Raw genomic sequence first — 23,147 nt, forward strand, 5'->3', positions numbered from 1 at the left:
TCCATCGTGGCGAGAGTCGCCATGCTCAAGTTCGGAAACCCACGGCAAAACTACCGTTGCCCTCGCGCTCTGTCTACACCGCTGTCGGAGGGACTGTCAGACGACTGGGCGACGTGGCATGATCGACGCAAGACACCGAATAGAAGGCTGCCGATGTTTTTTAACTTCCTCGACGAGCTCCGCGCTGCCGGCATCCCGGCCAGCCTCAAGGAGCATCTGCTGCTGCTGGAAGCGCTCGACGCGGAGGTGATCGATCGCACGCCGGAGGATTTTTATTACCTGTCGCGTGCAGTGTACGTGAAGGACGAGGGGCTGCTCGACAAGTTCGATCAGGTATTCGCCAAGGTGTTCCGCGGTATCGCTACCACCTTCGGCACCGAGAATGCCGACATTCCCGAAGATTGGCTGAAGGCGGTGGCCGCCAAATACCTCTCCCCGGAGGAGATGGACAAGATCAAGTCGCTCGGCTCGTGGGACGAGATCATGGAGACGCTCAAGAAGCGCATCGACGAGCAGAAGGAACGCCATCAGGGCGGCAACAAATGGGTCGGCACCGGTGGTACCAGCCCGTACGGCAATAGCGGCTACAACCCGGAAGGCGTCCGCATCGGCGGCGAAAGCACGCACAAGCGCGCGCTGAAAGTGTGGGACCAGCGCGATTTCAAGAATCTCGACAGCACCAAGGAACTGGGCACGCGCAACATCAAGGTGGCGTTGCGCAGGCTGCGCAAGTTCGCCCGCGAAGGGGCCGCCGACGAGCTGGATATCGACGCCACGATCGACGGCACCGCGCGGCAAGGCTGGCTCGACGTCGTGATGCGCGCCGAGCGGCGCAATGCGGTCAAGCTGCTGCTATTTTTGGATGTCGGCGGCTCGATGGATCCGTGGGTCAAGCTGTGCGAGGAATTGTTCTCCGCCGCGACCAGCGAATTCAAGAACCTCGAATTCTTCTATTTTCACAATTGCCCGTACGAAGGCGTGTGGAAGGACAATAAGCGCCGCTTTACCGAGCGCACGCCGATGTGGGACGTGCTGCACAAATTCGGCCACGACTATAAATTGGTGTTCGTCGGCGATGCCGCGATGAGCCCGTACGAGATCACCCATCCCGGCGGCTCGGTCGAGCATTTCAACGAGGAATCCGGCGCCGTGTGGCTGCACCGGCTGACCACGACCTATCCGGCCGCCGTGTGGCTCAACCCGGTGCCCAAGGAGCAATGGGGCTATTCGCAGTCGGTGAAGATCATCCGTGAATTGATGACCGACCGTATGTACCCGCTGACCTTGGCCGGACTCGACGAAGGCATGCGCGAACTGACACGCAAACGCTGATCAATCCGCCGGCACGATCATGGCGCGGACCTGCGCCCGTTCGATCGGCGCGTCGAAGCGACAGGCGGTAAACCCTTCGCGCGTCCACACCACCGTGGCCGCGATCGGATTGCCGCCCGGGAACCGCACCCACAGCCGCTCGTCGACGGCATGCATGTCGGGCGATCGCACGCGGCAACCATAGACCGAGAGATCGCACAATTCGGCGTCGCTTGGTGGATCGCCGTGGCGGCGGACGCTGGCCGTGCTGATCGTGACGCGATGGCGTGGCGCCGCGCGGTTTTCCACCAGCGCCGGCAACACTTTCCTGAACTGCGTAGCGCGCGATGCCATTGAACCTCTCCCGAGGATCGGGCTTGACGCAAAACAGTAAACGGCGCGTTACGACATGGCGTCGCGGTCAGGCGCTCAGCGCTTCCAGCTTGGCGCGAAACTGCTCGACCAAGGCCAGCCGCCGCTCGCGCGCCGCGTGCGTCACCGCGGTGCGCGCGGCGTTCTGTTCCTGCGCAACCCGCCGTGCGTAATAATGTAAGTCCGACACCATCGAAGTCGCCCCCGCAAACGATTCCCCGTCACGCAGCGTAGTGTTGTACAAAAACGACGCGTGCCAATGGTTTGGGACAAGATGCCGCGAGTCCGTGACGAGTCGTTGCGGACCGTGTCAGTAAAGCAGAAATGGTCGCCGTAGCGCGTCCCACGCCGCCTCGTCGGGGACCGTTGCGGCGTCCAGGTCGCCCGATTCGGCGCCCGTATCATCGACCCAGTCGCGCAGCCCGGGCCCGCCATTGATGACGTCGATCGCCAGCTTGCCGAACTCATATTCATACGGAAAATCGCGCCACAGGTCATAGTCCGGATACAGCGCGCGGATCGCCTTGAAGCCCGCGGCTTGCACCCGCCACGGCCGGAACGCGGCATGATCATATCCGGCGCCCTCGGCATGGATGAACACCCCGCTGCACAACTGCCCGACATGTTTGTGGAACGTCGGCTGGAACGCCATGTCGCGCAGCGTGCAGCCAGCGAGCCAGCCCGGCGCCAGTCTCCGCATTTCGGCGATCACCACCTTGGCGTCGATATCCGGCGCGCCGAACAATTCCAGCGGGCGAGTCGTGCCGCGTCCTTCGGACAAATTGGTGCCTTCGAGCATCACGGTGCCGGCATAGGCCCGCGCCATGTTGACGTTCGCAGCATTGGGGCTGGGGTTGATCCATACCCGGCGCTTCGGCCAGCCGAAGCCCGGCGCGGCATCAGGCACCCAGCCCTCCATTGCGATGACCCGATAGTCGACGTTGATCCGGTAATGATCGATGAACCAGTGGCCGAGTTCCCCCAGCGTCAGCCCATGCCGCATCGGCATCGGCCCCGCGCCGACGAAGCTCTCCCACCCCGGCAGCAAGGTCAGGCCCTCGATCGGTCGTCCGGCGGGATTGGGGCGGTCGAGCACCCACACCGCTTTGCCATGTTCGGCCGCCGCTTCCAGCACGTAGAGCAAGGTCGTGACGAACGTGTAGATCCGGCATCCGACATCCTGCAGATCGATCAGGATCGTATCGAACGTCCCCATCGACTGCCCCGTAGGCCGCCGCACCTCGCCGTACAGGCTGAACACCGGGATATCGTACTGCGGATCGGTGAAGTCGGGCGACTCCATCATATTGTCCTGCAGATCGCCGCGCACGCCATGCTGCGGCCCGAACATGGCGGAGACGTTAACGCCGCACGCGATCAGCGCGTCCAGGCTGTGCGTCAGGTCCGCGGTGACCGAGGCGGGATGCGCAAGCAGCGCAACACGTTTGCCGTCGAGCGGTTTGCGGAGTTCAGGCTCGGAGAGCAGGCGATCGATACCGAATTTCATGGCGCGGTTGGTGCCGGGAGGGTGGCGATAAAGCAATCCCGGTTGTGGAAATCCGGCGGCCCCGGCGCATGCGCCAGCGCCCAATAGGATTTGGTGCCGTCGGTTTCCTCGATCACGGCGGACAGCCCGAAACGCAAAGCGCCAATTGGGTCAAAGGTAAAAGCGGCGACGGCCCGAACACCCCCTTCAATCGGCTCGATGTGGGGCGCAGTGTCTAGTGAAAGGTCCCGACCTTGCGCCCGATAGCTTTCAAAAGTGTATGCGGCCCATTGCCCGGACGGTGAAAAGTTGAGTTCGACGTAACGCTCCTCACCGGCCTGCATGACAAACAACTCGAAGCAGGTGGTTTGCCAAAGACCGTCCGTCCGAACGGGATTTGCCGGTGACGGAATCGTCGGCGCCTCTCCCGACAGCACATAGGACACTACCGCGCCGCGGGCGCTCAGTGAACCAGACGCGCGGACCGCGCGCCCAGCAAGCGGCGGAAAATCGGGATGCGGGAGCAAATCGAACGCGAACACCCCCATCAGCGCTTCCCCGGCGAAGGCCGGGGTCCAGTAGCGACGTCCGTCATTGTAAGGCGATGCGGTCGTACAAATCGTCCCACCCCGGATTGAGCCCCTCGATCTCGCGCACCTTCCACGCTCGCTTCCAATCCTTCATCTGAAACTCGCGCACCCGCGCCGATTCAAGCGTCCCATGTACTTCATACCAGACCAGCAAACGGCAATCGTATTTCTTCGTGAAGCCCGGAACGACACCTGCGCGATGCTCCCACACGCGCCGCACGAGATGGTCGCTTGATCCGATATACATCGTCCCGTTGCGCCGATTGGCCATGATGTAAACGCCGGGCTGCCCGTCGCTCACGATCGTTCCTCGACTGGACCCCGGCCTTCGCCGGGGAAGCGCAGCATTGGTGTGATGGATAGCGCAAATCCGCGATGACTGGAAAATTCCCCCGAACGCGCCTACATGCCGCCCCTCCCATGGCAACAATACTCCCCTCCCCGCCGAAAATCGGCATGGTTTCGCTCGGCTGTCCCAAGAACCTGGTCGACAGCGAACGCATCCTCACCAAGCTGCGCAGCGACGGCTACGCCATGTCCCCGGATTATGCCGGCGCCGACGTGGTGCTGGTCAACACCTGCGGCTTCCTCGATTCCGCCAAGGAGGAGAGCCTCGAAGCGATCGGCGAAGCGATCGCGGAGAATGGCCGCGTCATCGTCACCGGCTGCATGGGCAAGGAAGCGGAGATGATCCGCCTGAAATTCCCCGGTATCCTCGCCGTCACCGGCGCGCATCAATATGAGGAAGTGGTCGGCGCAGTGCACGAAGCGGCACCGATGCCGCCGAGCGCGTTCCTCAACCTCGTCCCCGACAGCGGCCTGAAACTCACCCCGCGTCACTACAGCTATCTGAAGATCAGCGAAGGCTGCAACCACCGCTGCAGCTTCTGCATTATCCCTTCCCTCCGCGGCGATCTTGTCAGCCGCCGCCCCGATGCGATCCTGCGCGAAGCCGAAAAGCTGATCGAAGCCGGCACCAAGGAGTTGCTGGTGATCAGCCAGGACACGTCGGCGTACGGCGTCGACATCCGCCATCATCCGCGCATGTGGCACGGCCACGAAGTCCGCGCGCACATGACCGATCTGTCGCGTGAGCTGGGCAAGCTCGGCGCTTGGATCCGCCTGCATTACGTCTACCCATACCCGCATGTCGACCAGGTCATCCCGTTGATGGCCGAGGGGCTGATCCTCCCCTATCTCGACATCCCGTTCCAGCATGCCAGCCGCAACGTGCTGAAATTGATGAAGCGCCCGGCGAATGAAACCAAGGTGCTCGAGCGGATCAAGAATTGGCGCACGATCGCGCCCGACATCGCCATCCGCTCGACCTTCGTCGTCGGCTTCCCCGGCGAAACCGAGGACGATTTCGCCTATCTGATGGATTGGCTGGAGGAAGCGCAGCTCGACCGCGTCGGCGCGTTCCGCTTCGAGCCGGTCGAAGGCGCGGTCGCCAACCTGCTGCCCAATCACGTGCCCGAGGAAATCAAGGAAGAGCGCTACGCCCGCCTGATGGAGCTCACCGCGCGCATCTCGGCGGAAAAGCTGCAGGCCAAGATCGGCCGCACGCTCGACGTGATCATCGACGCCGTGGACGCGGAAGGCGGCGCCACCGGCCGCTCCAAGGCCGACGCGCCCGAGATCGACGGCGAGGTCTTCCTGCGCGATGCCGGCCATCTCAAGGCGGGCGACATCACGCACGTGTTGATCGAGGATGCCGACGACCACGATCTGTACGGCGTGCCGGTCTAGCATCAGCACCACTCCGTTCCCCTGCGAAAGCAGGGGCCCAGAGCCCCAAGCGCATCGTTTGTTACCCTGGGCTCCTGCGTTCGCAGGAGAACAAGCTAATTGAACGGAACACCGCCCTCACGGCGCAGCAGGCGCAAACTCCAGCGCCTGGATCTCCACATCCAGCGTCGGCGCCCGCTGCACCCGCCCGCTCACCCGCCCCTTCTCGCACGCCCAATCGAACCGTCCCTCCATCGCCGACACAGGCACGATCGCCTCGCGCGCCGCGCACGTGCCAACGGCCCCACGCACCCGCGCGATCATCGCCGCCCACGCCGCCTTGTCGTGATCCAGCAGCACGTTGTTAGCGAGCGGCGCGCTGGTAATCTCGCCCGAGCGCCACACCGTGCGCGCCGCGTCATAGGCCGTGGCCAGCCCCGGGCTTACCGGGATCGCCCGATCGCTCAACGCCCCAGCCTTGTGCAACGCCAATGCCGCGCGAAACACCGGCAAAGTCGCGCCGCCATAGGTCTTGCTCGAAAAGGCAAATAGCCCGACATTTTTGTCCGGCAGCAGCATCACGTACGAGCCATAGCCGGGATAGCCGCCGGAATGCGCCACGACACGCCCCAGATCGCAATCGTCGGTGACGAACCAGCCCATGCCATAGGCGCGCGCCCGCCGGCACGACGCCCCGCCGATCGCCGGATTGCGCATCGTCGCGCTGGCGAAGTTGGATCCCGTGACGATCTCGCGCACCGTCGATCGCTTCACCGGCCCAGCCTCCGCGTCATCCCGCGCCGGCCATGCCGACAGCAGATACGCCACCCATTTGGCGTAATCGGTCGCATTGGTCTCGACCCCGCCCATCGCCCCGAACGCGCCGTCCTTCATGTCGGGCTCGCGCAGCCACGCCCCGTCCTGCCAACGATAGCCGATGCTGCGCCGCGCCTGGGCCGAGGCGAACACGTCATAGCCGGTCGCCGCCATGCCTAGCGGCGCCATGATCTCACGCCGGATATAGTCCTGATAGCGCACGGCCGACACGTTGGAGACGATCCGCCCCAAGGTCGCGAAGCCGAGATTGGAATATTCCATCCCCAGGCCCGGCGCCCGCGCAAAGGCCACGCCGCGCTTGAGCAAGGCGGTGAACTCGGCCTCGGGCATGACCTGCTGCCGATCGCCCCACGGATTATCCTCGACGAACCCCGCGCTGTGCGTGAGCAGATCGCGCACCGTGATGCGCGGGCTGTCCTTGGTCGGATAGGTCCAGCCCTTGAGTTCCGGCACATAGGTCTCGGCCGGCGCATCGAGCGAGAGCTTGCCGGCATCGCGCAGCTTGAGGATCGCCAGCGCGGTGAACGCCTTGGACATCGAGGCGATGCGGAACAGGCTGTCCGGTCCAACCGGCGTCTTGCTGTCGATATCCTGCACGCCGAGCCCCTTCACCGCGACCAGCTTGCCGTCGGCGACGATGCCGTAAACCAGCCCCGGCACATGCGCGCTCCGCTGCCACTCGGCGAAGATCGCGTCGACTTGCGCAAGCGTTGCCGCGTCGGGCGGCGCGGCGTTCGCGCTGGTCGTGGCGAGGCAGACCAGACCTAGAATGTAACGAAGCTTCACGCGCGTTCCCCCGCTGGATGAAGGGGCAGCTTATAAGCGGGATATAACGATGTCCCACGATATCGGCAGAACCCGTTCTCGCAACACCGCCCTACCCGTCATCCCGGACTTGGTCCGGGATCCAACGGGCAGCTAGGGATAGGAATAGTGATGTGAGCGCTGCGCTTGCGGCGCATTGGATCCCGGACCAAGTCCGGGATGACGGCGAGCGACCTCAGAAAAACCGCACCAACATCATCGCCAGCCCGACCAGCGACACCAGATACACCACCGTCCGCCACACCGGCACGCCGAGCAGATACAACGGCAAATACACGATCCGCGCGCCGAACCACAGGCATGCCCCGATCGCCCCGATCCCGCCGCTCTGCCCACTCACCGCCAGCCCCAGCGCCAAAGCGATGAACGCGGGCCAGGTTTCCTTGTAATTATCCAGCGCGCGCTGCGCCCGCCCCGCGAACTGCCCGAGCGGCTGTTCCGGCGCATCGCGCGCACTGGCGTTCCACGTCGTGCCGCGCTCCTTGGTCACGCTCTGCCCCTGGAAGCCGATATGGACCACCAGCAGGATCACGGAGAGACCGAGGACGATCAGTTCGGTGGTCAGCATAGTGCGCCTATCTGTGCTTGCGCTTCCCCGGCGAAGGCCGGGGCCCAGTAGCGAGGCAGAAATTGGCAGGCGCAGCGCGCCGTTACCTCGACCATCTCGACTGGGCCCCGGCCTCCGCCGGGGAAGCGCTTAAGGGATTGAAAGAGCGGGCATCACCCCGCCCCTCACGATTTCGGCAGCGCATAAGCGATCATGCTATCCCCGGCCGGCGTTTCCATGAAGTGGTGACCACCGGCGAAGATCGCGAGATATTCGCGCCCGCCTTGTTCGTACACGATCGGCGTCGCCTGCCCGCCCGCCGGCAACGGCGCGGTCCACACTGTCTTGCCGGTCCTGAGATCGATCGCGCGGATCAGTTCGTCGGTCGCCGCGGCGATGAACACCAGCCCGCTTGCCGTCACTACGCTGCCACCATTGTTCGGCGTGCCGATATGGAAGGGCAGATAGGAGGGAATACCGAACGGCCCGTTCTTGCGCGCGGTGCCGAACGGACGATCCCACAAGGTCTTGCCGGTCGCCAGGTCGATCGCGCGGATCCCGCCGTACGGCGGCTGCTTGCACAGCATCCCGGTCCACGGCACGCGCCAGCCGGCATTGACGTTGACGGCGTAGGGCGATTCCCACTGCGGATCGATCGAGTGCGACGTCGACGACGATTTGCCCGGCGTCATGAAGCGCGGCAGCACGCCGAGCTTGTTCGCCTCGGCCCGCGGCACCAGCTTCACATAGTTGGGCATATCGTTGTAATTGGCGATCATCACGCCGCGCACCGGATCGACCGATACGCCGCCCCAATCGCTGCCGCCATTATAGCCGGGATATTCGACCGAGCGCTTGCCCACGCTGGGCGGGGTGAAGAAGCCGCGATAATCCGCGCCGCGAAACTGGATACGGCAAAACAATTGGTCGATCGGCGACATGCCCCACATGTCACGCTCGGTCAGCACCGACTTGCGCAGCGTATGCCATAGCGACACGATCTGCGTCGGCGCGCGCTGCTCGGGCTCGGCGCCACCGCCAGGTGCCTGGATCGTGCCGATCGGTGTCAGCGGCTTGCCGGTTGCCCGGTCGAGCACGTAGAAATCGCCCTGCTTGCTCGGCACGACGATCGCCGGCACGCCCTTGTAATCGATCAACGTCGCCTGGCTACCGAAATCATAATCCCACACGTCCTTTTTGACTGCCTGAAAGGTCCAGCGCGGCTTGCCGGTATTGACGTCCAGCGCGACCAAGGAGGTGGCGAACTGGTTTTCCTGGGGGCTGCGATGGCGGCTGAGATAATCGTTCGCCGCATTGCCCATCGGCACATAGGCCAGGCCGAGCCGCTCATCGCCCGAGGCGCCGGTCCAGCTGTTCGGCGTCCCGCGTGACCAGAACTGCCCCGCCGGCGGATAGCCGGTCCAGTCGGGGTGCATCATGTCCCACGCCCAGCGCAATTTGCCGGTGACCATGTCGAAGCCCTGGATCACGCCAGAAGGCGCAGTCTTGGTCTGCCCGTCGAGGATCTGGTGGCCGACCACCGCGACGCCCTGCACCACGGTCGGCGCGGAGTTGATCGAGGCGTAGCCCGGATAAACGTCGCCCATGCCGATCTTGGTATCGGTCTGGCCGTTGGTGCCGAAATCCGTGCACGGCTTACCGTTCAGCGCGTCGACCGCGATCAGCCGCGAATCCAGCGTGCCTTCGACGATGCGCGTCGCGCAAAGACTGCCCTGCGCGGCATTGGGCACGGCATAATAGACCACGCCGCGGCATGCCGTGGTGTAGGGAATCCAGTCGTCCGGCACCTTCGGGTCGAAGCGCCAGGCCTGCTTGCCCGTCGCCGGATCGAGCGCCACGATCACGTTCTTGGCGGTGCAGGTGTAGAGCAGGTTGCCGACCTTGAGCGGCGTATTCTCGGTGCCGTACAATTTGGTGAATTGCGGATCGGTCGGCAGTCCGCCGGTATGCGTCTCCCACACCTGTTCGAGCTTGCCGACATTATCGAGGCTGATCTGCGTCAGCGGCGAATAGCGTCGTGCGCTTGTCGTGCCGCCATAGGCCGGCCAGTCCGCGCCGGTCGTCTGCCCGGATGGATCGGTCATCCCCGGCGCGGTCTGGCCCGGCAACGCCGCCACCGCGATGGTGTCGCGTGTGCCGAGCACGCCGAAAAACAGCGCAGCGACAACGAACACCGCGCCCGCGCTGATCAGCCCGCGCTTCCAGCGCCCATCATGCTGTTGCAGAGTCGGCATCACCAGCAAGGCGGCAATCAGCAGCACCAGCGGCGCGATCACCCGCGGCACCATCGGCCAGGGATCCAGTCCGACTTCCCACAGCGCCCACAAAAACGTCAGCACGAAGATCGCGACATACAGCCACACGCCGGTCATCCGCCCGCGAACCAGCAGCACGCCAGCGGCGATCATCGCCAGCCCGGTGATGACGTAATACAATGAGCCGCCCAGCACCGCGAGCCACGCCCCGCCCATTGCCAGCACGAGACCTATCAGCCCGATCACGATCCCCAGGATCGTGGCGGGCCAGCTGCGGCGGTTCGGCATGATAGCAATGTCCCAGCAATAATTCGTTCGGCATCGCAACGGGAGGGCGACGGGTTGGTTCCGTTGTCGGCGCGCATGCTATTTCTGCATGTCCGATTGCGTGAAACGGTGCCCGGTTGGCAAAGCATGCCGCTCTTGGGCTAGGACGTCGGGATGACCGATTTCGCCCTTTTGCTCCAACCGGATCGCGGACAGGCCGCCCGGACCATCCATGTCGTCCACCCGGACGCCTTTCTCGATTGGCTTATCGCCCAGCCGCAGCGCGTGCGCACCGCAGTCGCTGCGCATCGCGTGATCGGCAAGGCGGGCAACCGCGCCGTCCTGCCCGGCGACGGCGCGGACGATTGGTCGATGCTGCTGGTGTGCGATGAGAACGTCGATTCACCGTGGCGCATCGCCTCGCTCGGCGAGCAATTGCCGGAGGGCACCTATCGCCTCGCCGAGGGCGAGCCTGGCGCAGCGATGCTCGGCTGGCTGCTCGCCCAGCATCGCTTCGATCGCTACAAGAAGACCGACACGACCGGCGCGCGCGTGCTGCTTACCGGCGAGCCGGCGCGGATCGAGGAAATGGTGCGCCTTGCCACCGCCACCGCCTTGGTGCGCGATCTCGTCAACACGCCCGCCTCGGACATGGGCCCGGCGGAGCTTGAAACCGAGGCCGCCGACCTTGCCGAGGCCTTTGGTGCGACGCTCACCATCACCAAGGGCGACCCGCTGGCGAAGGGCTTTCCGATGATCCACGCGGTCGGCCAGGCCGCCGCCGCCGATCGCGCGCCGCGGCTGATCGAGCTCGAATGGGGCGACCCCAAGCATCCGCGGCTGGCGCTTGTCGGCAAGGGTGTCACCTTCGACACGGGCGGGCTCAACATCAAGCCCGGCAGCGGCATGGCGGCAATGAAGAAGGATATGGGCGGTGCCGCCCATGCGCTCGCGCTCGCCGGTCTGGTCATGGCCGCACGGCTCAAGGTCCGCCTGCACCTGCTGATCCCCGCGGTCGAAAACAGCATCGCCGGCAACGCCTTCCGTCCCGGCGACGTGCTGCGCTCGCGCGCTGGCCTGACGGTCGAGAACACCAATACCGATGCCGAGGGCCGTCTCGTGCTGGGCGATGCGCTGACCAAGGCCGGTGAAGGCCATCCCGACCTGATCATCGATTATGCCACGCTTACCGGCGCGGCGCGGGTCGCGCTCGGCCCCGATCTCCCCGCCACGTTCAGCAACGACGATGCGCTCGCCGATACGCTGCTCGCCGCCGCCAAACAGGTCGGCGACCCGCTGTGGCGCCTGCCGCTGTGGGATGGCTATGACGACATGCTCAAGTCCGATATCGCCGACATGGTCAATTCCGCCGAAGGTGGTTACGCTGGCGCAACGACTGCAGCTTTGTTCCTCCGGCGCTTCGTCCCCGCCACCACGCTCTGGGTACATTTCGACACCTTCGCCTGGCGCCCCTCGAGCAAACCCGGCCGCCCCAAAGGCGGCGACGCGCTCGGCCTGCGCGCGGCCTGGGCGCTGCTCAAGGCGCGCTACGGCTAAGCTTTCCAGGGTGATGGACGCGAAACGAAACTCTCCTCGCCTCAGCGCGTTGAGCGCACCATGACACACCAGCCCCCCGTGCCCGATGCGGCGCAATCGCCCTATCCGCTGCAGCCAGCGCCCCATAATGACGGCGCCAAGCTCGTCGCGACGCCGGCGCCGGCCAAGCCTGAGCCGCTGATCACCCCGGCGCTGGCGCAGCTCGCCAGCATCGGCGCCGCATTCTTGGGCTCGGCCGCGCTTGCCGCCTGGTATTTCCGCCGCGACAAGAAGCCGGCCCCCGCCGCGCGCAAGACGCCGCGCAAAGCCGCCACGAGCAATGGCGCCCGCAAACCCCGCAAATCGTCCGACGCCGCACTCGTCTCGGCCAGCCAGCCCTACGAAGTCAGCTATTTCGCCCGCAAGCATGGCCTCAGCACGAGCCAGGTGCGAGAAATCTTCAAGGAAGCCGGCCCGAGCCGCGCCAAGGCCAACGAGCTCGCCAAGCAGCGCAAGGGCTAATCACCCCGTACCGTTCCCCGGCGAAGGCCGGGGCCCAGTCGCGAAGGTAGATGTGACGTAGCGCAACGCGCGAAACTTTCTCGGAACTGGGCCCCGCCGACGCCAGAAGCGTCAGCGGGGGCAGCTCCGCCCCATCACCCCAACGCCACCGCCGCCTCGATGATCGGCACGAACTTCGCCGCGCTCAAGCTGGCGCCGCCGACCAGCGCCCCGTCGACATCCGCCGCGCCGAGCAGTGCTGCCGCATTCTCCCCCGTCACCGACCCGCCGTACAACAACCGCATCGCATCCGCATCGGCGCCGATCAGCGTGCGCAGCTTGGCCCGGATCGCCCCATGCATCGCCGCGACATCCGCCACGGTCGGTGTGCGCCCCGTGCCGATCGCCCAGACCGGCTCATAAGCGATCGACAGCCAGTCCGCCGCCGCTCCCGCGGGCAGCGACCCCGCCAGTTGCGCCGTCACCACTGCCTCGGCATCGCCGGCATCGCGCTGCGCCAGCGTCTCGCCGACACACAGGATCGCGCGCAACCCGCCCGCCCGCAGCGCTTCCGCCTTGGCCCTGACTTCGGCGTCGCTTTCCCCATTGTCCGCGCGCCGCTCGCTATGCCCGACGATCGAGAAACGCGCGCCGGCCTCGGCGATCATGCCGACCGACAGGCATCCGGTATGCGCGCCCTGGGCCGCCGCATGCACGTCTTGCGCGCCGATCGCCAAACCCGGCGCCGCCACCACCGCCGGCATGATCAGCGTCGCCGGCACTGCCATCGCCACATCCACGCCATCGGCATCCTGCGCCGCGAGCGCGATCGCACTCAGTTCGCCCAGCGTCGCACGACCGCCATTCATCTTCCAATTGCCCGCCACCAGCTTGCGTCGCGTCATGCCATCCCCCTGAAATACCGTTGGCGTGGCGATAGAGCGCGCAAGCTTGTCTGCGCAACCTTGAAGCCGGGGGACGCTGCCCGTAAAGCGACACTCAAACTCCACGACCCGTAACAGATCGGTCCTTCATGCTCAGCGTCATTCGCCGCCTCATTCATTCCAAGGTCGGCCTGGTCATCACCTTCGCTTTCCTGGCGATCATCGGGCTCGCCTTCGCGGCCAGCGACATCACCGGCATGAATTCGACCGGCGCACCGCTGGCGGGCGACGCCCTCGTCACCGTTGGCAAGGGCAAGCTCACCGGCACCGAGCTCCGCGCCCGCGCGCAGGACCAGCTTGAAGCCTATCGCCAGCAACAGCCCAATCTCGATATGGCGCAGTTCGTGGCCGGCGGCGGCATCGAGTCGACGATGAACCAGCTGGTCGCCGGCCTGGCGCTCGAACAATTCGGCCGCGACGCCGGCATGGTCGTTAGCAAGCGCGCTGTTGATGGCCAGATCGCCAGCATCCCGGCGCTACAGGGTCCGAACGGCGAATTCAGCCAGTTGCTCTACGATCGCCTGTTGCAGGATCGCAAGCTCACCGACCAGCAGGTTCGCACTGATATTGTCCGCGAGACCATCGCCCGCCAACTGATCCTACCTACGATCGGCGCGAGCCAGGTGCCGTCGCAGCTCGCCCTGCCCTACGCTTCGCTGTCGCTCGAAAAGCGCCAGGGCCAGATCGGCATCATCCCGACACGTGCGCTCGCCACCGGCGCAGCGCCGAACGACGCCGAACTCGCGGCCTGGTACAAGCGCAACATCACGCGCTACACGATCCCCGAGCGCCGCATCGTACGCTATGCGGTGGTCACCGGTGATCAGATCAAGGCGCAGACGACGCCGAGCGAAGCGGAACTGACCGCAGCCTATCAGTCGCAGCGCGCCAGCTTCGCGCCGAGCGAGAAGCGCACCTTCCAGCAGGTCATCGTCGCCGATCAGGCGGCCGCAAATGCCATCGCCGCCAAGCTCAAGACAGGCATCGCCATCGCGGATGCCGCGCGCGCCGCCGGCCTCGAACCCAGCACGTTCACCGCCACCGACAAAGCGAGCTATGCCAAGCAGAGCTCGTCCGCCGTCGTGGAGGCGATCTTCGGCGCGGCCAAGGGCGGGATCGTCGGGCCGGTACGGGGCGCTCTGGGCTTTACCGTCGCCCGCATCGATGATGTCGTGCAGGTGCCCGGCAAGTCGTTTGCCGAAGCGCGCGCCGAACTGCTCGCCGCCGTGACCAAGGACAAGACGGCGCAGGCACTGGGCCGCATCCATGACGCGATCGACGACGCCGCGGCCAATCGCGCGACGTTCGACGAGATCATCGCCGATCAGAAGCTTGCCGCCCAGACCACCCCGCCCCTGCTCGGCGATGGTCGCGACCCCACTAACCCGACGATCAAGGCGGCGCCCGATTTCGTCCCCGTCGTCGCCGCCGCCTTTGCTGCGGAATCGGGCGATGCGCCGCAGATGGTGCCGCTCGGTACCGATGGCGGTTTCGCCGTCGTATCGGTTGGTCGCATCGTTGCCCCTGCCGCGCCGCCGCTGGCCGAGATCCGCCCGGTCGTGTCGCGCGACGTGCTGATCGACCGGGCACGCCGCGCCGCCCGCGCGATGGCCGCGGACATCGTCGCCAAGGCCAACAAAGGTGGCGCGCTGCCGGCGCTGTTCGCCGCGACGGGAATCAAGACGCCGCCAATCCAGCCGATCAACGTCGCCCGCGCACAGCTGAAAGCCGATCCGCGCGGCGCGCCGCCCCCGCTGACCCTGCTGTTCAGCATGTCCGAAGGCAGCACCAAGCTGCTCGAAGCGCCGAACAACGAAGGCTGGTTCATCGTCCATCTTAATGCGATCCAACGCGGCAACGCGGCCACGCAAAAGCCGGTAATCGATCAGATGCGGGCGGAGATGGGTCGTACGATCGGACGTGAATACGCCGAACAGTTTACCCAGGCGGTGCAGGCCAAGGTGGGCGTGAAGAAGAATGACAAGGGCATCGCCGCGCTGAAAGCCGAGCTGAGCGGCGCCACCACGACCCGCCAGAACTGATGGCTGATGCGGACGCGGCGCGCGCGCTGGCGGCGGGCCGACCGGCGTTGGTCTGGCGCCGCCAGATCGCCGACACCGAAACGCCGGTCGCCGCCGCGCTGAAACTGATCGAGCCCGGGCGCGGCGACTTCCTGCTCGAATCGGTTGAAGGCGGCGCGATCCGTGGGCGTCACAGCCTGATCGGCCTGGCCCCCGATCTGGTGTTTCGCGCCCAGGGTAACCACGCAGAAATCAATCGCCACTGGCTGACCGAGCGAGACGCCTTTGCGCCCTGCGACACGCCGACGCTCGACGCGCTGCGCGGGCTGGTCGCCGATTGCCGCATGGACGTTCCGGCCGAACTGCCACGCGCGCTGGCCTGCCTGGTCGGCTATTTCGGCTATGAGACGGTCGGGCTGGTCGAACGACTGGCGGTGCCCGACACCGACGCACTGGGCCTGCCCGACATGATGTTCGTGCGCCCGACGGTGGTGCTGATCTTCGATCGCCTGGCCGACGCATTGTTCCTCGTCGCTCCCGCCTGGCCCGACGCCACCCGCGATCCCGCCGCCATCGTAGCGGCAGCGGAGGAGCGCATCGACGCGGTCGCCGCACGGCTGGCCGCGGCCGGCCTGCCCGATCCGGTGCGCCTCACCGCGCCCGAAGCGCCGGTGCTGACCCCGGTGCTGGCGCCCGGCCATTATGCCGAGATGGTCGCCACCGCCCAGGAGTATATCCGCGCTGGCGACATCTTCCAGGTCGTGCTCGCGCAACGCTTCACCACGCCCTTCCCGCTGCCGCCGATCGAGCTGTACCGCGCGCTGCGCCGGATAAATCCCTCGCCATTCCTGTATCATCTCGACCTGCCCGGCTTCTCGCTCACCGGATCAAGCCCTGAAATCCTCGTCCGCGTGCGCGATGGCGAGGTGACGATCCGCCCGATCGCCGGCACCCGGCCGCGCGGCAAGACCCCGGCCGAGGACGATACCAACCGTGCCGAATTGCTCGCCGACCCCAAGGAGCGCGCGGAGCATCTCATGCTGCTCGATCTCGGTCGCAACGATACCGGCCGCGTCGCCGCCGCCGGCACGGTCAGGGTCACCGACAGCTATACCGTCGAGCTTTACAGCCATGTCATGCACATCGTCTCGAACGTGGTCGGCCAGCTCTCACCCGAGCACGATGCGATCGACGCCTTGCTCGCTGGCTTCCCGGCCGGCACGGTCAGCGGCGCACCGAAAGTGCGTGCGTGCGAGATCATCACCGAGCTCGAGCCGGAGAAACGCGGCGCTTATGCCGGCGGCGTCGGCTATTTCTCACCTGACGGATCGATGGACAGCTGCATTGTCCTGCGCACCGCGTTGGTGAAGGACGGCGTGATGCACGTCCAGGCCGGCGCGGGGATCGTGGCAGACAGCGATCCGGCGTCGGAACAGCGCGAATGCGAGGCGAAGGCCGGCGCGTTGTTCGCGGCGGCACGGGAGGCGATCGCTCGGGCTGGCGAAAGCGGCTTCGGGCAGTAACCTGCCTGCCAGCGGCGTCATCCCAGCGGACGCTAGGATCTCGATCCGGCCACGGGACAGGAGCTGCATGAGACCCCAGCTTTCACTGGGGTGACGGTGGCGGGCCTCAAGGCACCGAATCGGCCAGCCGCTTCTTCTCACGCTTGTCGGCGGCATAATCGCGCAGCAGCTTGGCCGTGCACCCGGTCTGCCCGCCCGAGCCGACCGGCGAACAGGTATCCGGCAATCCGGCGGCCTCGCGGCTCACGTCATCGATCGTCGCGGCGCGATTGACCCAGCTCTGCTGCACCGCATCCGGCTTGCGCTCGCGCAGCGTCTTGGGGATGCGATACGGTTCTTCCTGCGTGCCGCACACCACGATTTCATCGTCCGACTGTGCGGTGGGGCACTTCTCGCCCTTTTGCAGCTGCACGTTGCGGATGCGTTGCACGCCCTTGCCGCTCTCGGCCTGCTGCGCGGCATTGGAGGTCTGCTGCTGGGCGATGCCAGCGGCGGGCGCGGCAAGCAGCGCGATGGCAAGCGATAGGCGGATCATGATCAACTCCTGTTTCGGGGCTCAACGTGCCCATGGACGGATTGCTCCACCCTGAATGATCGTCAATGACGGCCGAAACGCGGCGCTGTTGCGCTGCATCATGCATAGGCTATGGCGGCAGGCATGATCCTGGTCATCGACAATTACGACAGCTTCACCTGGAACCTGGTCCATTATCTGATGGAATTGGGGGCCGAGACGAAAGTCGTGCGCAACGACTCCCTTACCGTGCGCGAGGCGATCGAAAGCAACGCGCAGGCCTTCCTGATTTCCCCCGGCCCGCGCACGCCGACCGAAGCCGGCATCAGCCTCGATCTCGTCGCCGCCTGCGCCGAGGCGGGCAAGCCGTTGCTCGGCGTGTGCCTCGGCCACCAAGCGATCGGCGAGCATTTCGGCGGCAATGTGGTGCGCGGCGGGCTGATGCACGGCAAGACCTCGCCCGTCACGCATGACGGCACTGGCCTGTTCGAAGGCCTGCCCAGCCCGTTCACCGCAACACGTTATCACTCGCTGATCGTCGAGGATATTCCGGCGCACCTGGTGATCAACGCGCGCAGCGACGACGGCTCGGTGATGGGCTTCCGCCACGAGACGCTGCCGATCCACGGCGTGCAGTTTCATCCGGAGAGCATAGCGACCGAACATGGGCATAAGATGCTGGCGAATTTCCTGCGGCTGGCGGGCTTGCCCGTGAGAGAACTGGCATGAGCGTTCTTCTTCCCCCCTCCCGCCTGCGGGAGGGGCTGGGGGAGGGCCTGTCGGGCCTAAACCAGCCTTCGCATTTCGGAACACGCCCTCCCCTAACCCCTCCCGCAGGCGGGAGGGGAATAGTATGACCACGCTCACCCTGCTCCCCGACCCCAGCACCCCGCTCTCCCACGAATCCGCCGCCCAGGCCTTTGCCGACATCCTCGACGCGCGCACCTCCGAAGACGCCGTCGCCGACTTCCTTACCGTGCTCGCCATCCGCGGCGAGACCAGCATCGAGATCGCCGAAGGGGCCAAGGCGTTGCGCGCCCGGCTGATCCCGATCACCGCACCGGCGGGGGCGATCGACGTGTGCGGCACCGGGGGCGACGGCCAGCACACGCTCAACGTCTCCACCGCGGTCAGCCTGATCGTCGCCGCCTGCGGCGTACCGGTGGCCAAGAACGGCAACCGCGCCGCCTCGTCCAAGGCCGGCGCCGCCGACACGCTGGAAGCGCTCGGGCTCGACATGGAACGCGCCGGCGCCATGGCCCAGGCGACGCTCGACGATCTCGGCATCTGCTTCCTGTTCGCCGCCAACCACCATCCGGCGATGAAGCGCATCACCCCGATCCGCCGCCGCATCGGCCGGCGCACGATCTTCAACCTGATGGGCCCGCTGGCCAATCCGGCGCACGTTACGCGGCAATTGGTCGGTATCGCCCGCCCGGATTACGCCGGCCTCTATGGCGAAGCTCTGGCGCAGCTCGGCACCGAAGCCGCCATCGTCGTGGCGGGCGAAGAGGGACTCGACGAGCTCTCCTGCGCCGGGCCCAGCATCGTCGTCAATGTCGGCAGCGCCGCCTTCCCGTCGCGCATCGCGCCGGAAGATGCCGGCCTGCCGCGGCACCCGATCGCCGCGATCCACGGCGGCGACGCGGCCTATAATGCGCTCGCGCTGCGCCGCCTGCTGCACGGCGAGACCGGCGGCTATCGCGACGCCGTGTTGCTCAACGCCGCCGCCGCCTTGATGGTCGCGGGCCACAGTCCTACGCTGCCTGAAGGCGCCGCCGCCGCCGCGGAAGCGCTCGATGCCGGCCGTGCCACCGCGCTGCTCGATGCCTGGATCGCTTATTCATGACCGATATCCTCGACCGTATCCTGGAAACCAAGCGCGCCGAAGTCGCCGCGCGCAAGGCCACGATCAGCCTCGCCGAGCTCGACGCGCGGGGCGCGGCGCAGTCCAAGCCACGCGGCTTCCGCGCCGCGCTCGACGCCAAGGCCCAGACCGGCCACGCGCTGATCGCCGAGATCAAGAAAGCCAGCCCGTCCAAGGGGCTGATCCGCGCCGATTTCGATCCCCCCGCGCATGCCCGCGCCTATCAGGCGGGCGGCGCCGCCTGCCTGTCGGTGCTAACCGACGAGCCATGGTTCCAGGGCGACGACCAGTATCTCGTCGATGCCCGCGCGGCCTGCACGCTGCCGGTGCTGCGCAAGGATTTCATGATCGACCCGTGGCAGGCGCCCGAAGCACGCGCGATCGGGGCCGACGCAATCCTGCTGATCATGGCCGCGCTCGACGACACCTTGCTGGCCGAGATCGAAGCCAGCGCGATCGACTGCGAGATGGACGTGCTGGTCGAGGTGCACGACCAGAAGGAGCTCGATCGTGCGATGAAGCTCAAATCGCGGTTGATCGGCGTCAACAACCGCAATCTGCGCGACTTCACCGTGAGCTTCGCGCGCACTTACGAATTGGTGTCCAAGGCGCCGGCCGGCTGCACCTTCGTCGCGGAAAGCGGGCTGACGACACGCGCCGATCTCGACGCGATGGCCGAACACGGCGTGCAATGTTTCCTGATCGGCGAAGCGCTGATGCGGCAAGACGATGTCGAAGCGGCGACGCGGACGTTGGTGGGATAACGACGGCGCCACCCTTTCTGCCGCTTCCCCGGCGAAGGCCGGGGCCCAGTAGCGAGACAGAAGTTGGCTGGTGTCGCGCGTCGTTACATCAACCTTTCCGACTGGGCCCCGGCCTCCGCCGGGGAAGCGGCAGAAGAGAGAATAAGAAGATGACCAGCCTCACCCATCTCGACTCCGCCGGCGCTGCGCACATGGTCGATGTTTCCGCCAAGCAGATCACCGCGCGCGAAGCCACCGCCACCGGCCGCATCACCATGTCGCCGGAAGCGGCCCACGCCATCCGTACCGGCGCTGCCGCCAAGGGCGACGTGCTCGCCGTCGCGCGCATCGCCGGCATCATGGCCGCCAAGCGCACCAGCGATCTGATCCCTTTGTGTCACCCGCTGCCGCTGACCCGTGTCGCGATCGAACTGGTCAGCGACGATAGCGGCGTCACCGCCACCGCCACCGCGCGCACCGACGGCAAGACCGGCGTGGAGATGGAAGCGCTCACCGCTGTCTCGGTGACCTTGCTGACGATCTACGACATGGCCAAGGCGATCGACAAAGGCATGCAGATCGATGGCGTGCGATTGCTGACCAAGACCGGCGGAAAATCCGGCGATTGGATAGCGCAAGCCTAACCCCACTACCGTCATCCTGAACTTGGTTCAGGATCCAGGCGCGTACAGCCGCCCCACGGATGATGTCAGTTTGGCAAATGACCGCGCATAGATCCTGAACCAGGTTCAGGATGACGGTAGTGGCAGCACAAAAAAAAGGACGGCGCGCTAAAAGCGCACCGCCCTTAATTACCCAATCGTCTCAGCTCAGAACTTGCCGCCCAGCGACACGCCGATGATCCGCGGCTCGTTGAAGATTGCCGCGTTGTAATTCTCGATCACCCCCTTGAGGTTCTTCTCGTTGGTGATGTTGCGCGCGAACGCCGCGATCTCATACTTGTTGTCCGGCGTCGTATAGCCGACCTTCAGGCCGCCCTCGAAATTGCCGTCGGCATAGAATTCCGCCGTCTTGTACAGCACGAGATTGGTATAGCCCTGCACGTTCCAGTCGGTCGCCACGAACAGATTGCCGCCGGTCCAGAGCGGAATGTCGTAACGCAGCGCGGCGTCGAGCTGCCACTTCGGCGCATTCGGCAGCGGATTGCCGTCGATCTTGGTCAGAAACACCGAGCCCACCTGGCGTACGGCGCTTTCCACAGTGCAAACCACCGCGCCGTTGAGCGCGCAGACCTGCACTTCCGTGGTGCGATCGCGGATCTTGGTATGCAACGCGCTGCCGCCCAGCGAGAAAGTGATGTTGCGGATCGGCCGCCATTCGAACTCGGCTTCCACGCCGTAGGCGTTGGCGTGATCGCCGTTGAACAGCACGCCGTTGCCGTTGGCATCATTGCCGTTCAGTTGGATGTCCTCGACGGTATAGGCAAAGCCGGTCACGTTGAAGCGCATGTTGCCGAATGGGCGGGTCTTCAGGCCGGCTTCGTACGACATGATCGTCTCCGAATCCGCCGTGGTGAACGCGCTGTTGAACACGGCCGAGCGCCCCTGGATGGTCGGCCCGCGGAAGCCGCGCGCCGCCTTCACGTAAATGCTGGCATCGGGGTTGATCTGGTACAGCGCCGAGATATCCCAGCTTGGCTGCGTATCCTTCAGCTCCAAATAACGCGCGACCCCTGCCGGGAACGAGTCGGTCGTGCCCGCAGCGTTGCGCACGCTGCGCACTAGCTGCGTGGTCTTTTTGTCCTCGGTGATGCGGCCGCCCGCGGTGATCGTAAGCTCCGGGGTGATCGCATAGCTGATCTGGCCGAACCCGGCCCACGACGTGTTCACATTGTGCAACTGCACGAAATTATTCGGGTTGGGCTGCGTGTTGTTGAGATCGGGGCCGGTCAGGAAATAGGTGCGCTGGTAGAATTCGGTATCGTCGCGGCTATCGAAATACATCCCGCCGATCTGCCACTTGAATGGCCCCTCGCCATTGCTGGCGAGCCGCACTTCCTGCGTCCACTGATCGAGATCGCGCAGGTTGCCGCGGCTCTGGCCGTAGGACGGCCGCCCGGCATAGTTTTGTGCCACGCCACCATCGGTATCGCCGCGGCTATAGCCGTGGCTGGTCTCATAGGCGGTGATCGAGGTCAGCGTAACCGGCCCGAAATCCCACGCCGCGTTCACCGACGCGCCATAGGTCTTGTAGGCCTGCGGGTTGTTGTCGCCCTCGTCCTGCGCGAAGCTGGTGCGCGGTTCGTCCTGAACGTTGTTCGAGCCCTTTACCAGTGCGCCGCGATGGAAGATGCTCGCCGTGCCGTCATAGTCGCGCGCATGGCCGGAGACGTTGATCGACAGCGCCTCGGTCGGCGTGAACAGCAATTGCAGCCGCACGTCCTTCTCGTCGAAGCCGCCAAGCGCGTTCTTGCCGCCCTTGGTGCCGTCCGCCCCGGTGCCGGCGAAGTTGTTGTCCACCCAGTCGTCACGGTGCTGGTACAGGCCGGAAATGCGGAACGCGATCTTGTCCTGCACGATCGGGCCACCGATGCCGACATCCGCGGTGATCGTGTTGTAGCTGCCATAGGAGGCGGTGCCGCGGCCTTCGAACTCCTGGCTCGGGCGGATCGTGTCGAACTTGATGATGCCGGCCGTGGTGTTGCGGCCGAACAGCGAGCCCTGCGGGCCGCGCAGCACTTCCACCTGGTTGACGTCGAACACCGGGTTGGACTTCAGCACGACATGCTCGAGCACGACATCGTCCTGCACGATCGACACCGGCTGCGACGCACCGAGATAGAAATCCACATTGCCCAGGCCGCGAATGTAGAAGCGCGGGAAGATGCGGCCCGTGGTGGTCTCGGCATAGAGGCCGGGGACGCGACCGGCGAGGCTGAGGATATCCTCGCCACCGCTCTGGAAGCCACGCAGCGAATCGCCGCTGACGACCGCGACCGAGACCGGCACCTTCTGCAGATTCTCCGAGCGGCGTTCCGCCGTCACCACGATCTCGCCGAGATCGCTATCCGATGCCGTATCGCTCACCGCCACGTCGGTCGCGGTCTGCGCCGACGCGGCCGTCGCGCCGAGCAGCGCGCCGAAGGCAGCGCCGACGAGCAGGGTGGATTTGATGACGGTCGTATTCAGCATGAAGGGTTCCCCGGAGATGAAAGGCTTGGTTCGAAAATAGCCGCGCACGACAGTGACCAGTCACCGTGAACCGGTGCCGGTTTTGCTTGTTTTATGAGGTATGCCCT

Annotated in this window: 21 protein-coding genes; 10 read left to right on the forward strand and 11 right to left on the reverse strand. The window is 65.6% G+C overall.

Translation table 11 applies throughout. From position 1 onward, the window contains the following. The first annotated feature begins 153 nt into the window (after positions 1 to 153). Entirely contained in the window at positions 154 to 1,332 is a 1,179-nt protein-coding gene (locus tag U1739_RS04080; protein WP_332704243.1) for a vWA domain-containing protein, read from the forward strand. On the opposite strand, the gene U1739_RS04085 is transcribed toward U1739_RS04080, so the two are convergent. From U1739_RS04085 to U1739_RS04105, 5 genes are all read right to left on the reverse strand, one after another. Then, on the reverse strand, positions 1,333 to 1,665 hold the full coding sequence (locus U1739_RS04085) for a PilZ domain-containing protein (RefSeq protein WP_332704245.1): 333 nt from the start codon (positions 1,663 to 1,665) through the stop codon (positions 1,333 to 1,335). Between the two features lie 67 nt (positions 1,666 to 1,732). Beyond that, a complete protein-coding gene (locus U1739_RS04090; protein ID WP_332704247.1) occupies positions 1,733 to 1,876 on the reverse strand; it encodes a hypothetical protein in 144 nt (47 codons plus the stop codon). 117 nt (positions 1,877 to 1,993) lie between these two features. Then, entirely contained in the window at positions 1,994 to 3,190 is a 1,197-nt protein-coding gene (locus U1739_RS04095; protein ID WP_332704249.1) for an exo-beta-N-acetylmuramidase NamZ family protein, read from the reverse strand. Beyond that, entirely contained in the window at positions 3,187 to 3,717 is a 531-nt protein-coding gene (locus tag U1739_RS04100; RefSeq protein WP_332704251.1) for a DOMON-like domain-containing protein, read from the reverse strand. Before U1739_RS04100 ends, U1739_RS04095 begins: the two co-directional genes overlap by 4 nt. Before the next feature lie 43 nt (positions 3,718 to 3,760). Further along, positions 3,761 to 4,060 carry a GIY-YIG nuclease family protein gene (locus U1739_RS04105; protein WP_332704253.1) on the reverse strand — a complete coding sequence of 100 codons (300 nt, stop codon included), beginning with the start codon at positions 4,058 to 4,060 and terminating at the stop codon, positions 3,761 to 3,763. Positions 4,061 to 4,179: 119 nt separating this feature from the next. Here U1739_RS04105 and rimO point away from each other — a divergent pair, with 119 nt between their 5' ends. Next, positions 4,180 to 5,508 carry a 30S ribosomal protein S12 methylthiotransferase RimO gene (gene rimO, locus U1739_RS04110; RefSeq protein WP_332704255.1) on the forward strand — a complete coding sequence of 443 codons (1,329 nt, stop codon included), beginning with the start codon at positions 4,180 to 4,182 and terminating at the stop codon, positions 5,506 to 5,508. Between the two features lie 117 nt (positions 5,509 to 5,625). On the opposite strand, the gene U1739_RS04115 is transcribed toward rimO, so the two are convergent. From U1739_RS04115 to U1739_RS04125, 3 genes are all read right to left on the reverse strand, one after another. Next, positions 5,626 to 7,110 (reverse strand): serine hydrolase domain-containing protein, encoded by a 1,485-nt coding sequence (locus U1739_RS04115; RefSeq protein ID WP_332704258.1) that lies wholly within the window; start codon positions 7,108 to 7,110, stop codon positions 5,626 to 5,628. Positions 7,111 to 7,324: 214 nt separating this feature from the next. Next, positions 7,325 to 7,717, reverse strand: a complete 393-nt coding sequence (locus U1739_RS04120; RefSeq protein ID WP_332704262.1) for an MAPEG family protein — start codon at positions 7,715 to 7,717, stop codon at positions 7,325 to 7,327. A 164-nt stretch (positions 7,718 to 7,881) separates the two neighbouring features. Next, positions 7,882 to 10,260 (reverse strand): membrane-bound PQQ-dependent dehydrogenase, glucose/quinate/shikimate family, encoded by a 2,379-nt coding sequence (locus tag U1739_RS04125; RefSeq protein ID WP_332704264.1) that lies wholly within the window; start codon positions 10,258 to 10,260, stop codon positions 7,882 to 7,884. Between the two features lie 153 nt (positions 10,261 to 10,413). On the opposite strand from U1739_RS04125, the gene U1739_RS04130 reads away from it, so the two are divergent. Both U1739_RS04130 and U1739_RS04135 read left to right on the forward strand, forming a co-directional pair. Further along, the gene (locus U1739_RS04130) at positions 10,414 to 11,796 is read left to right on the forward strand and encodes a leucyl aminopeptidase family protein (RefSeq protein WP_332704266.1); all 1,383 of its coding nucleotides are present in this window, start codon (positions 10,414 to 10,416) and stop codon (positions 11,794 to 11,796) included. Positions 11,797 to 11,856: 60 nt separating this feature from the next. Then, positions 11,857 to 12,297 carry a DUF3606 domain-containing protein gene (locus tag U1739_RS04135; protein ID WP_332704268.1) on the forward strand — a complete coding sequence of 147 codons (441 nt, stop codon included), beginning with the start codon at positions 11,857 to 11,859 and terminating at the stop codon, positions 12,295 to 12,297. Positions 12,298 to 12,431: 134 nt separating this feature from the next. On the opposite strand, the gene tpiA is transcribed toward U1739_RS04135, so the two are convergent. After that, positions 12,432 to 13,181: a triose-phosphate isomerase gene (gene tpiA, locus U1739_RS04140; RefSeq protein ID WP_332704270.1), complete on the reverse strand. Its 750-nt coding sequence runs from the start codon at positions 13,179 to 13,181 to the stop codon at positions 12,432 to 12,434. 128 nt (positions 13,182 to 13,309) lie between these two features. Here tpiA and U1739_RS04145 point away from each other — a divergent pair, with 128 nt between their 5' ends. Together U1739_RS04145 and trpE are read left to right on the forward strand one after the other, a co-directional pair. Then, positions 13,310 to 15,262 carry a peptidylprolyl isomerase gene (locus tag U1739_RS04145; protein WP_332704272.1) on the forward strand — a complete coding sequence of 651 codons (1,953 nt, stop codon included), beginning with the start codon at positions 13,310 to 13,312 and terminating at the stop codon, positions 15,260 to 15,262. Next, positions 15,262 to 16,764, forward strand: a complete 1,503-nt coding sequence (trpE, locus tag U1739_RS04150; RefSeq protein WP_332704274.1) for an anthranilate synthase component I — start codon at positions 15,262 to 15,264, stop codon at positions 16,762 to 16,764. Before U1739_RS04145 ends, trpE begins: the two co-directional genes overlap by 1 nt. 106 nt (positions 16,765 to 16,870) lie before the next feature. On the opposite strand, the gene U1739_RS04155 is transcribed toward trpE, so the two are convergent. Further along, the gene (locus tag U1739_RS04155) at positions 16,871 to 17,299 is read right to left on the reverse strand and encodes a hypothetical protein (protein ID WP_332704276.1); all 429 of its coding nucleotides are present in this window, start codon (positions 17,297 to 17,299) and stop codon (positions 16,871 to 16,873) included. A 123-nt stretch (positions 17,300 to 17,422) separates the two neighbouring features. On the opposite strand from U1739_RS04155, the gene U1739_RS04160 reads away from it, so the two are divergent. From U1739_RS04160 to moaC, 4 genes are all read left to right on the forward strand, one after another. Continuing rightward, complete coding sequence (locus U1739_RS04160) at positions 17,423 to 18,007, forward strand: anthranilate synthase component II (protein WP_332704278.1); 585 nt, start codon at positions 17,423 to 17,425, stop codon at positions 18,005 to 18,007. Between the two features lie 124 nt (positions 18,008 to 18,131). Further along, positions 18,132 to 19,127, forward strand: a complete 996-nt coding sequence (gene trpD, locus U1739_RS04165) for an anthranilate phosphoribosyltransferase (protein WP_332704280.1) — start codon at positions 18,132 to 18,134, stop codon at positions 19,125 to 19,127. Beyond that, positions 19,124 to 19,909, forward strand: coding sequence for an indole-3-glycerol phosphate synthase TrpC (trpC, locus tag U1739_RS04170; RefSeq protein WP_332704282.1), 786 nt, complete (start codon positions 19,124 to 19,126; stop codon positions 19,907 to 19,909). The genes trpD and trpC overlap by 4 nt, the downstream gene beginning before the upstream one ends. Before the next feature lie 149 nt (positions 19,910 to 20,058). Beyond that, complete coding sequence (gene moaC / locus U1739_RS04175) at positions 20,059 to 20,532, forward strand: cyclic pyranopterin monophosphate synthase MoaC (protein WP_332704284.1); 474 nt, start codon at positions 20,059 to 20,061, stop codon at positions 20,530 to 20,532. A gap of 186 nt (positions 20,533 to 20,718) precedes the next feature. Here moaC and U1739_RS04180 read toward each other — a convergent pair whose 3' ends face one another. Further along, on the reverse strand, positions 20,719 to 23,040 hold the full coding sequence (locus tag U1739_RS04180; protein WP_332704286.1) for a TonB-dependent receptor: 2,322 nt from the start codon (positions 23,038 to 23,040) through the stop codon (positions 20,719 to 20,721). Between the last annotated feature and the right edge of the window lie 107 nt (positions 23,041 to 23,147).

The sequence above is a fragment of the Parasphingomonas puruogangriensis genome (genome assembly GCF_036663635.1).
GTDB lineage: Bacteria > Pseudomonadota > Alphaproteobacteria > Sphingomonadales > Sphingomonadaceae > Sphingomonas.

What these genes read in the sequence shown, in the direction of transcription:
- U1739_RS04180 (WP_332704286.1), bottom strand. Translation starts at nt 23,040, where the DNA reads ATGCTGAATACGACCGTCATCAAATCCACCCTGCTCGTCGGCGCTGCC.
- trpD (WP_332704280.1), top strand. Translation starts at nt 18,132, where the DNA reads ATGACCACGCTCACCCTGCTCCCCGACCCCAGCACCCCGCTCTCCCAC.
- U1739_RS04160 (WP_332704278.1), top strand. Translation starts at nt 17,423, where the DNA reads ATGATCCTGGTCATCGACAATTACGACAGCTTCACCTGGAACCTGGTC.
- U1739_RS04085 (WP_332704245.1), bottom strand. Translation starts at nt 1,665, where the DNA reads ATGGCATCGCGCGCTACGCAGTTCAGGAAAGTGTTGCCGGCGCTGGTG.
- trpC (WP_332704282.1), top strand. Translation starts at nt 19,124, where the DNA reads ATGACCGATATCCTCGACCGTATCCTGGAAACCAAGCGCGCCGAAGTC.
- U1739_RS04145 (WP_332704272.1), top strand. Translation starts at nt 13,310, where the DNA reads ATGCTCAGCGTCATTCGCCGCCTCATTCATTCCAAGGTCGGCCTGGTC.
- U1739_RS04120 (WP_332704262.1), bottom strand. Translation starts at nt 7,717, where the DNA reads ATGCTGACCACCGAACTGATCGTCCTCGGTCTCTCCGTGATCCTGCTG.
- U1739_RS04125 (WP_332704264.1), bottom strand. Translation starts at nt 10,260, where the DNA reads ATGCCGAACCGCCGCAGCTGGCCCGCCACGATCCTGGGGATCGTGATC.
- U1739_RS04135 (WP_332704268.1), top strand. Translation starts at nt 11,857, where the DNA reads ATGACACACCAGCCCCCCGTGCCCGATGCGGCGCAATCGCCCTATCCG.
- U1739_RS04095 (WP_332704249.1), bottom strand. Translation starts at nt 3,190, where the DNA reads ATGAAATTCGGTATCGATCGCCTGCTCTCCGAGCCTGAACTCCGCAAA.
- U1739_RS04130 (WP_332704266.1), top strand. Translation starts at nt 10,414, where the DNA reads ATGACCGATTTCGCCCTTTTGCTCCAACCGGATCGCGGACAGGCCGCC.
- U1739_RS04100 (WP_332704251.1), bottom strand. Translation starts at nt 3,717, where the DNA reads ATGGGGGTGTTCGCGTTCGATTTGCTCCCGCATCCCGATTTTCCGCCG.
- rimO (WP_332704255.1), top strand. Translation starts at nt 4,180, where the DNA reads ATGGCAACAATACTCCCCTCCCCGCCGAAAATCGGCATGGTTTCGCTC.
- U1739_RS04080 (WP_332704243.1), top strand. Translation starts at nt 154, where the DNA reads ATGTTTTTTAACTTCCTCGACGAGCTCCGCGCTGCCGGCATCCCGGCC.
- tpiA (WP_332704270.1), bottom strand. Translation starts at nt 13,181, where the DNA reads ATGACGCGACGCAAGCTGGTGGCGGGCAATTGGAAGATGAATGGCGGT.
- U1739_RS04090 (WP_332704247.1), bottom strand. Translation starts at nt 1,876, where the DNA reads ATGGTGTCGGACTTACATTATTACGCACGGCGGGTTGCGCAGGAACAG.
- moaC (WP_332704284.1), top strand. Translation starts at nt 20,059, where the DNA reads ATGACCAGCCTCACCCATCTCGACTCCGCCGGCGCTGCGCACATGGTC.
- trpE (WP_332704274.1), top strand. Translation starts at nt 15,262, where the DNA reads ATGGCTGATGCGGACGCGGCGCGCGCGCTGGCGGCGGGCCGACCGGCG.
- U1739_RS04155 (WP_332704276.1), bottom strand. Translation starts at nt 17,299, where the DNA reads ATGATCCGCCTATCGCTTGCCATCGCGCTGCTTGCCGCGCCCGCCGCT.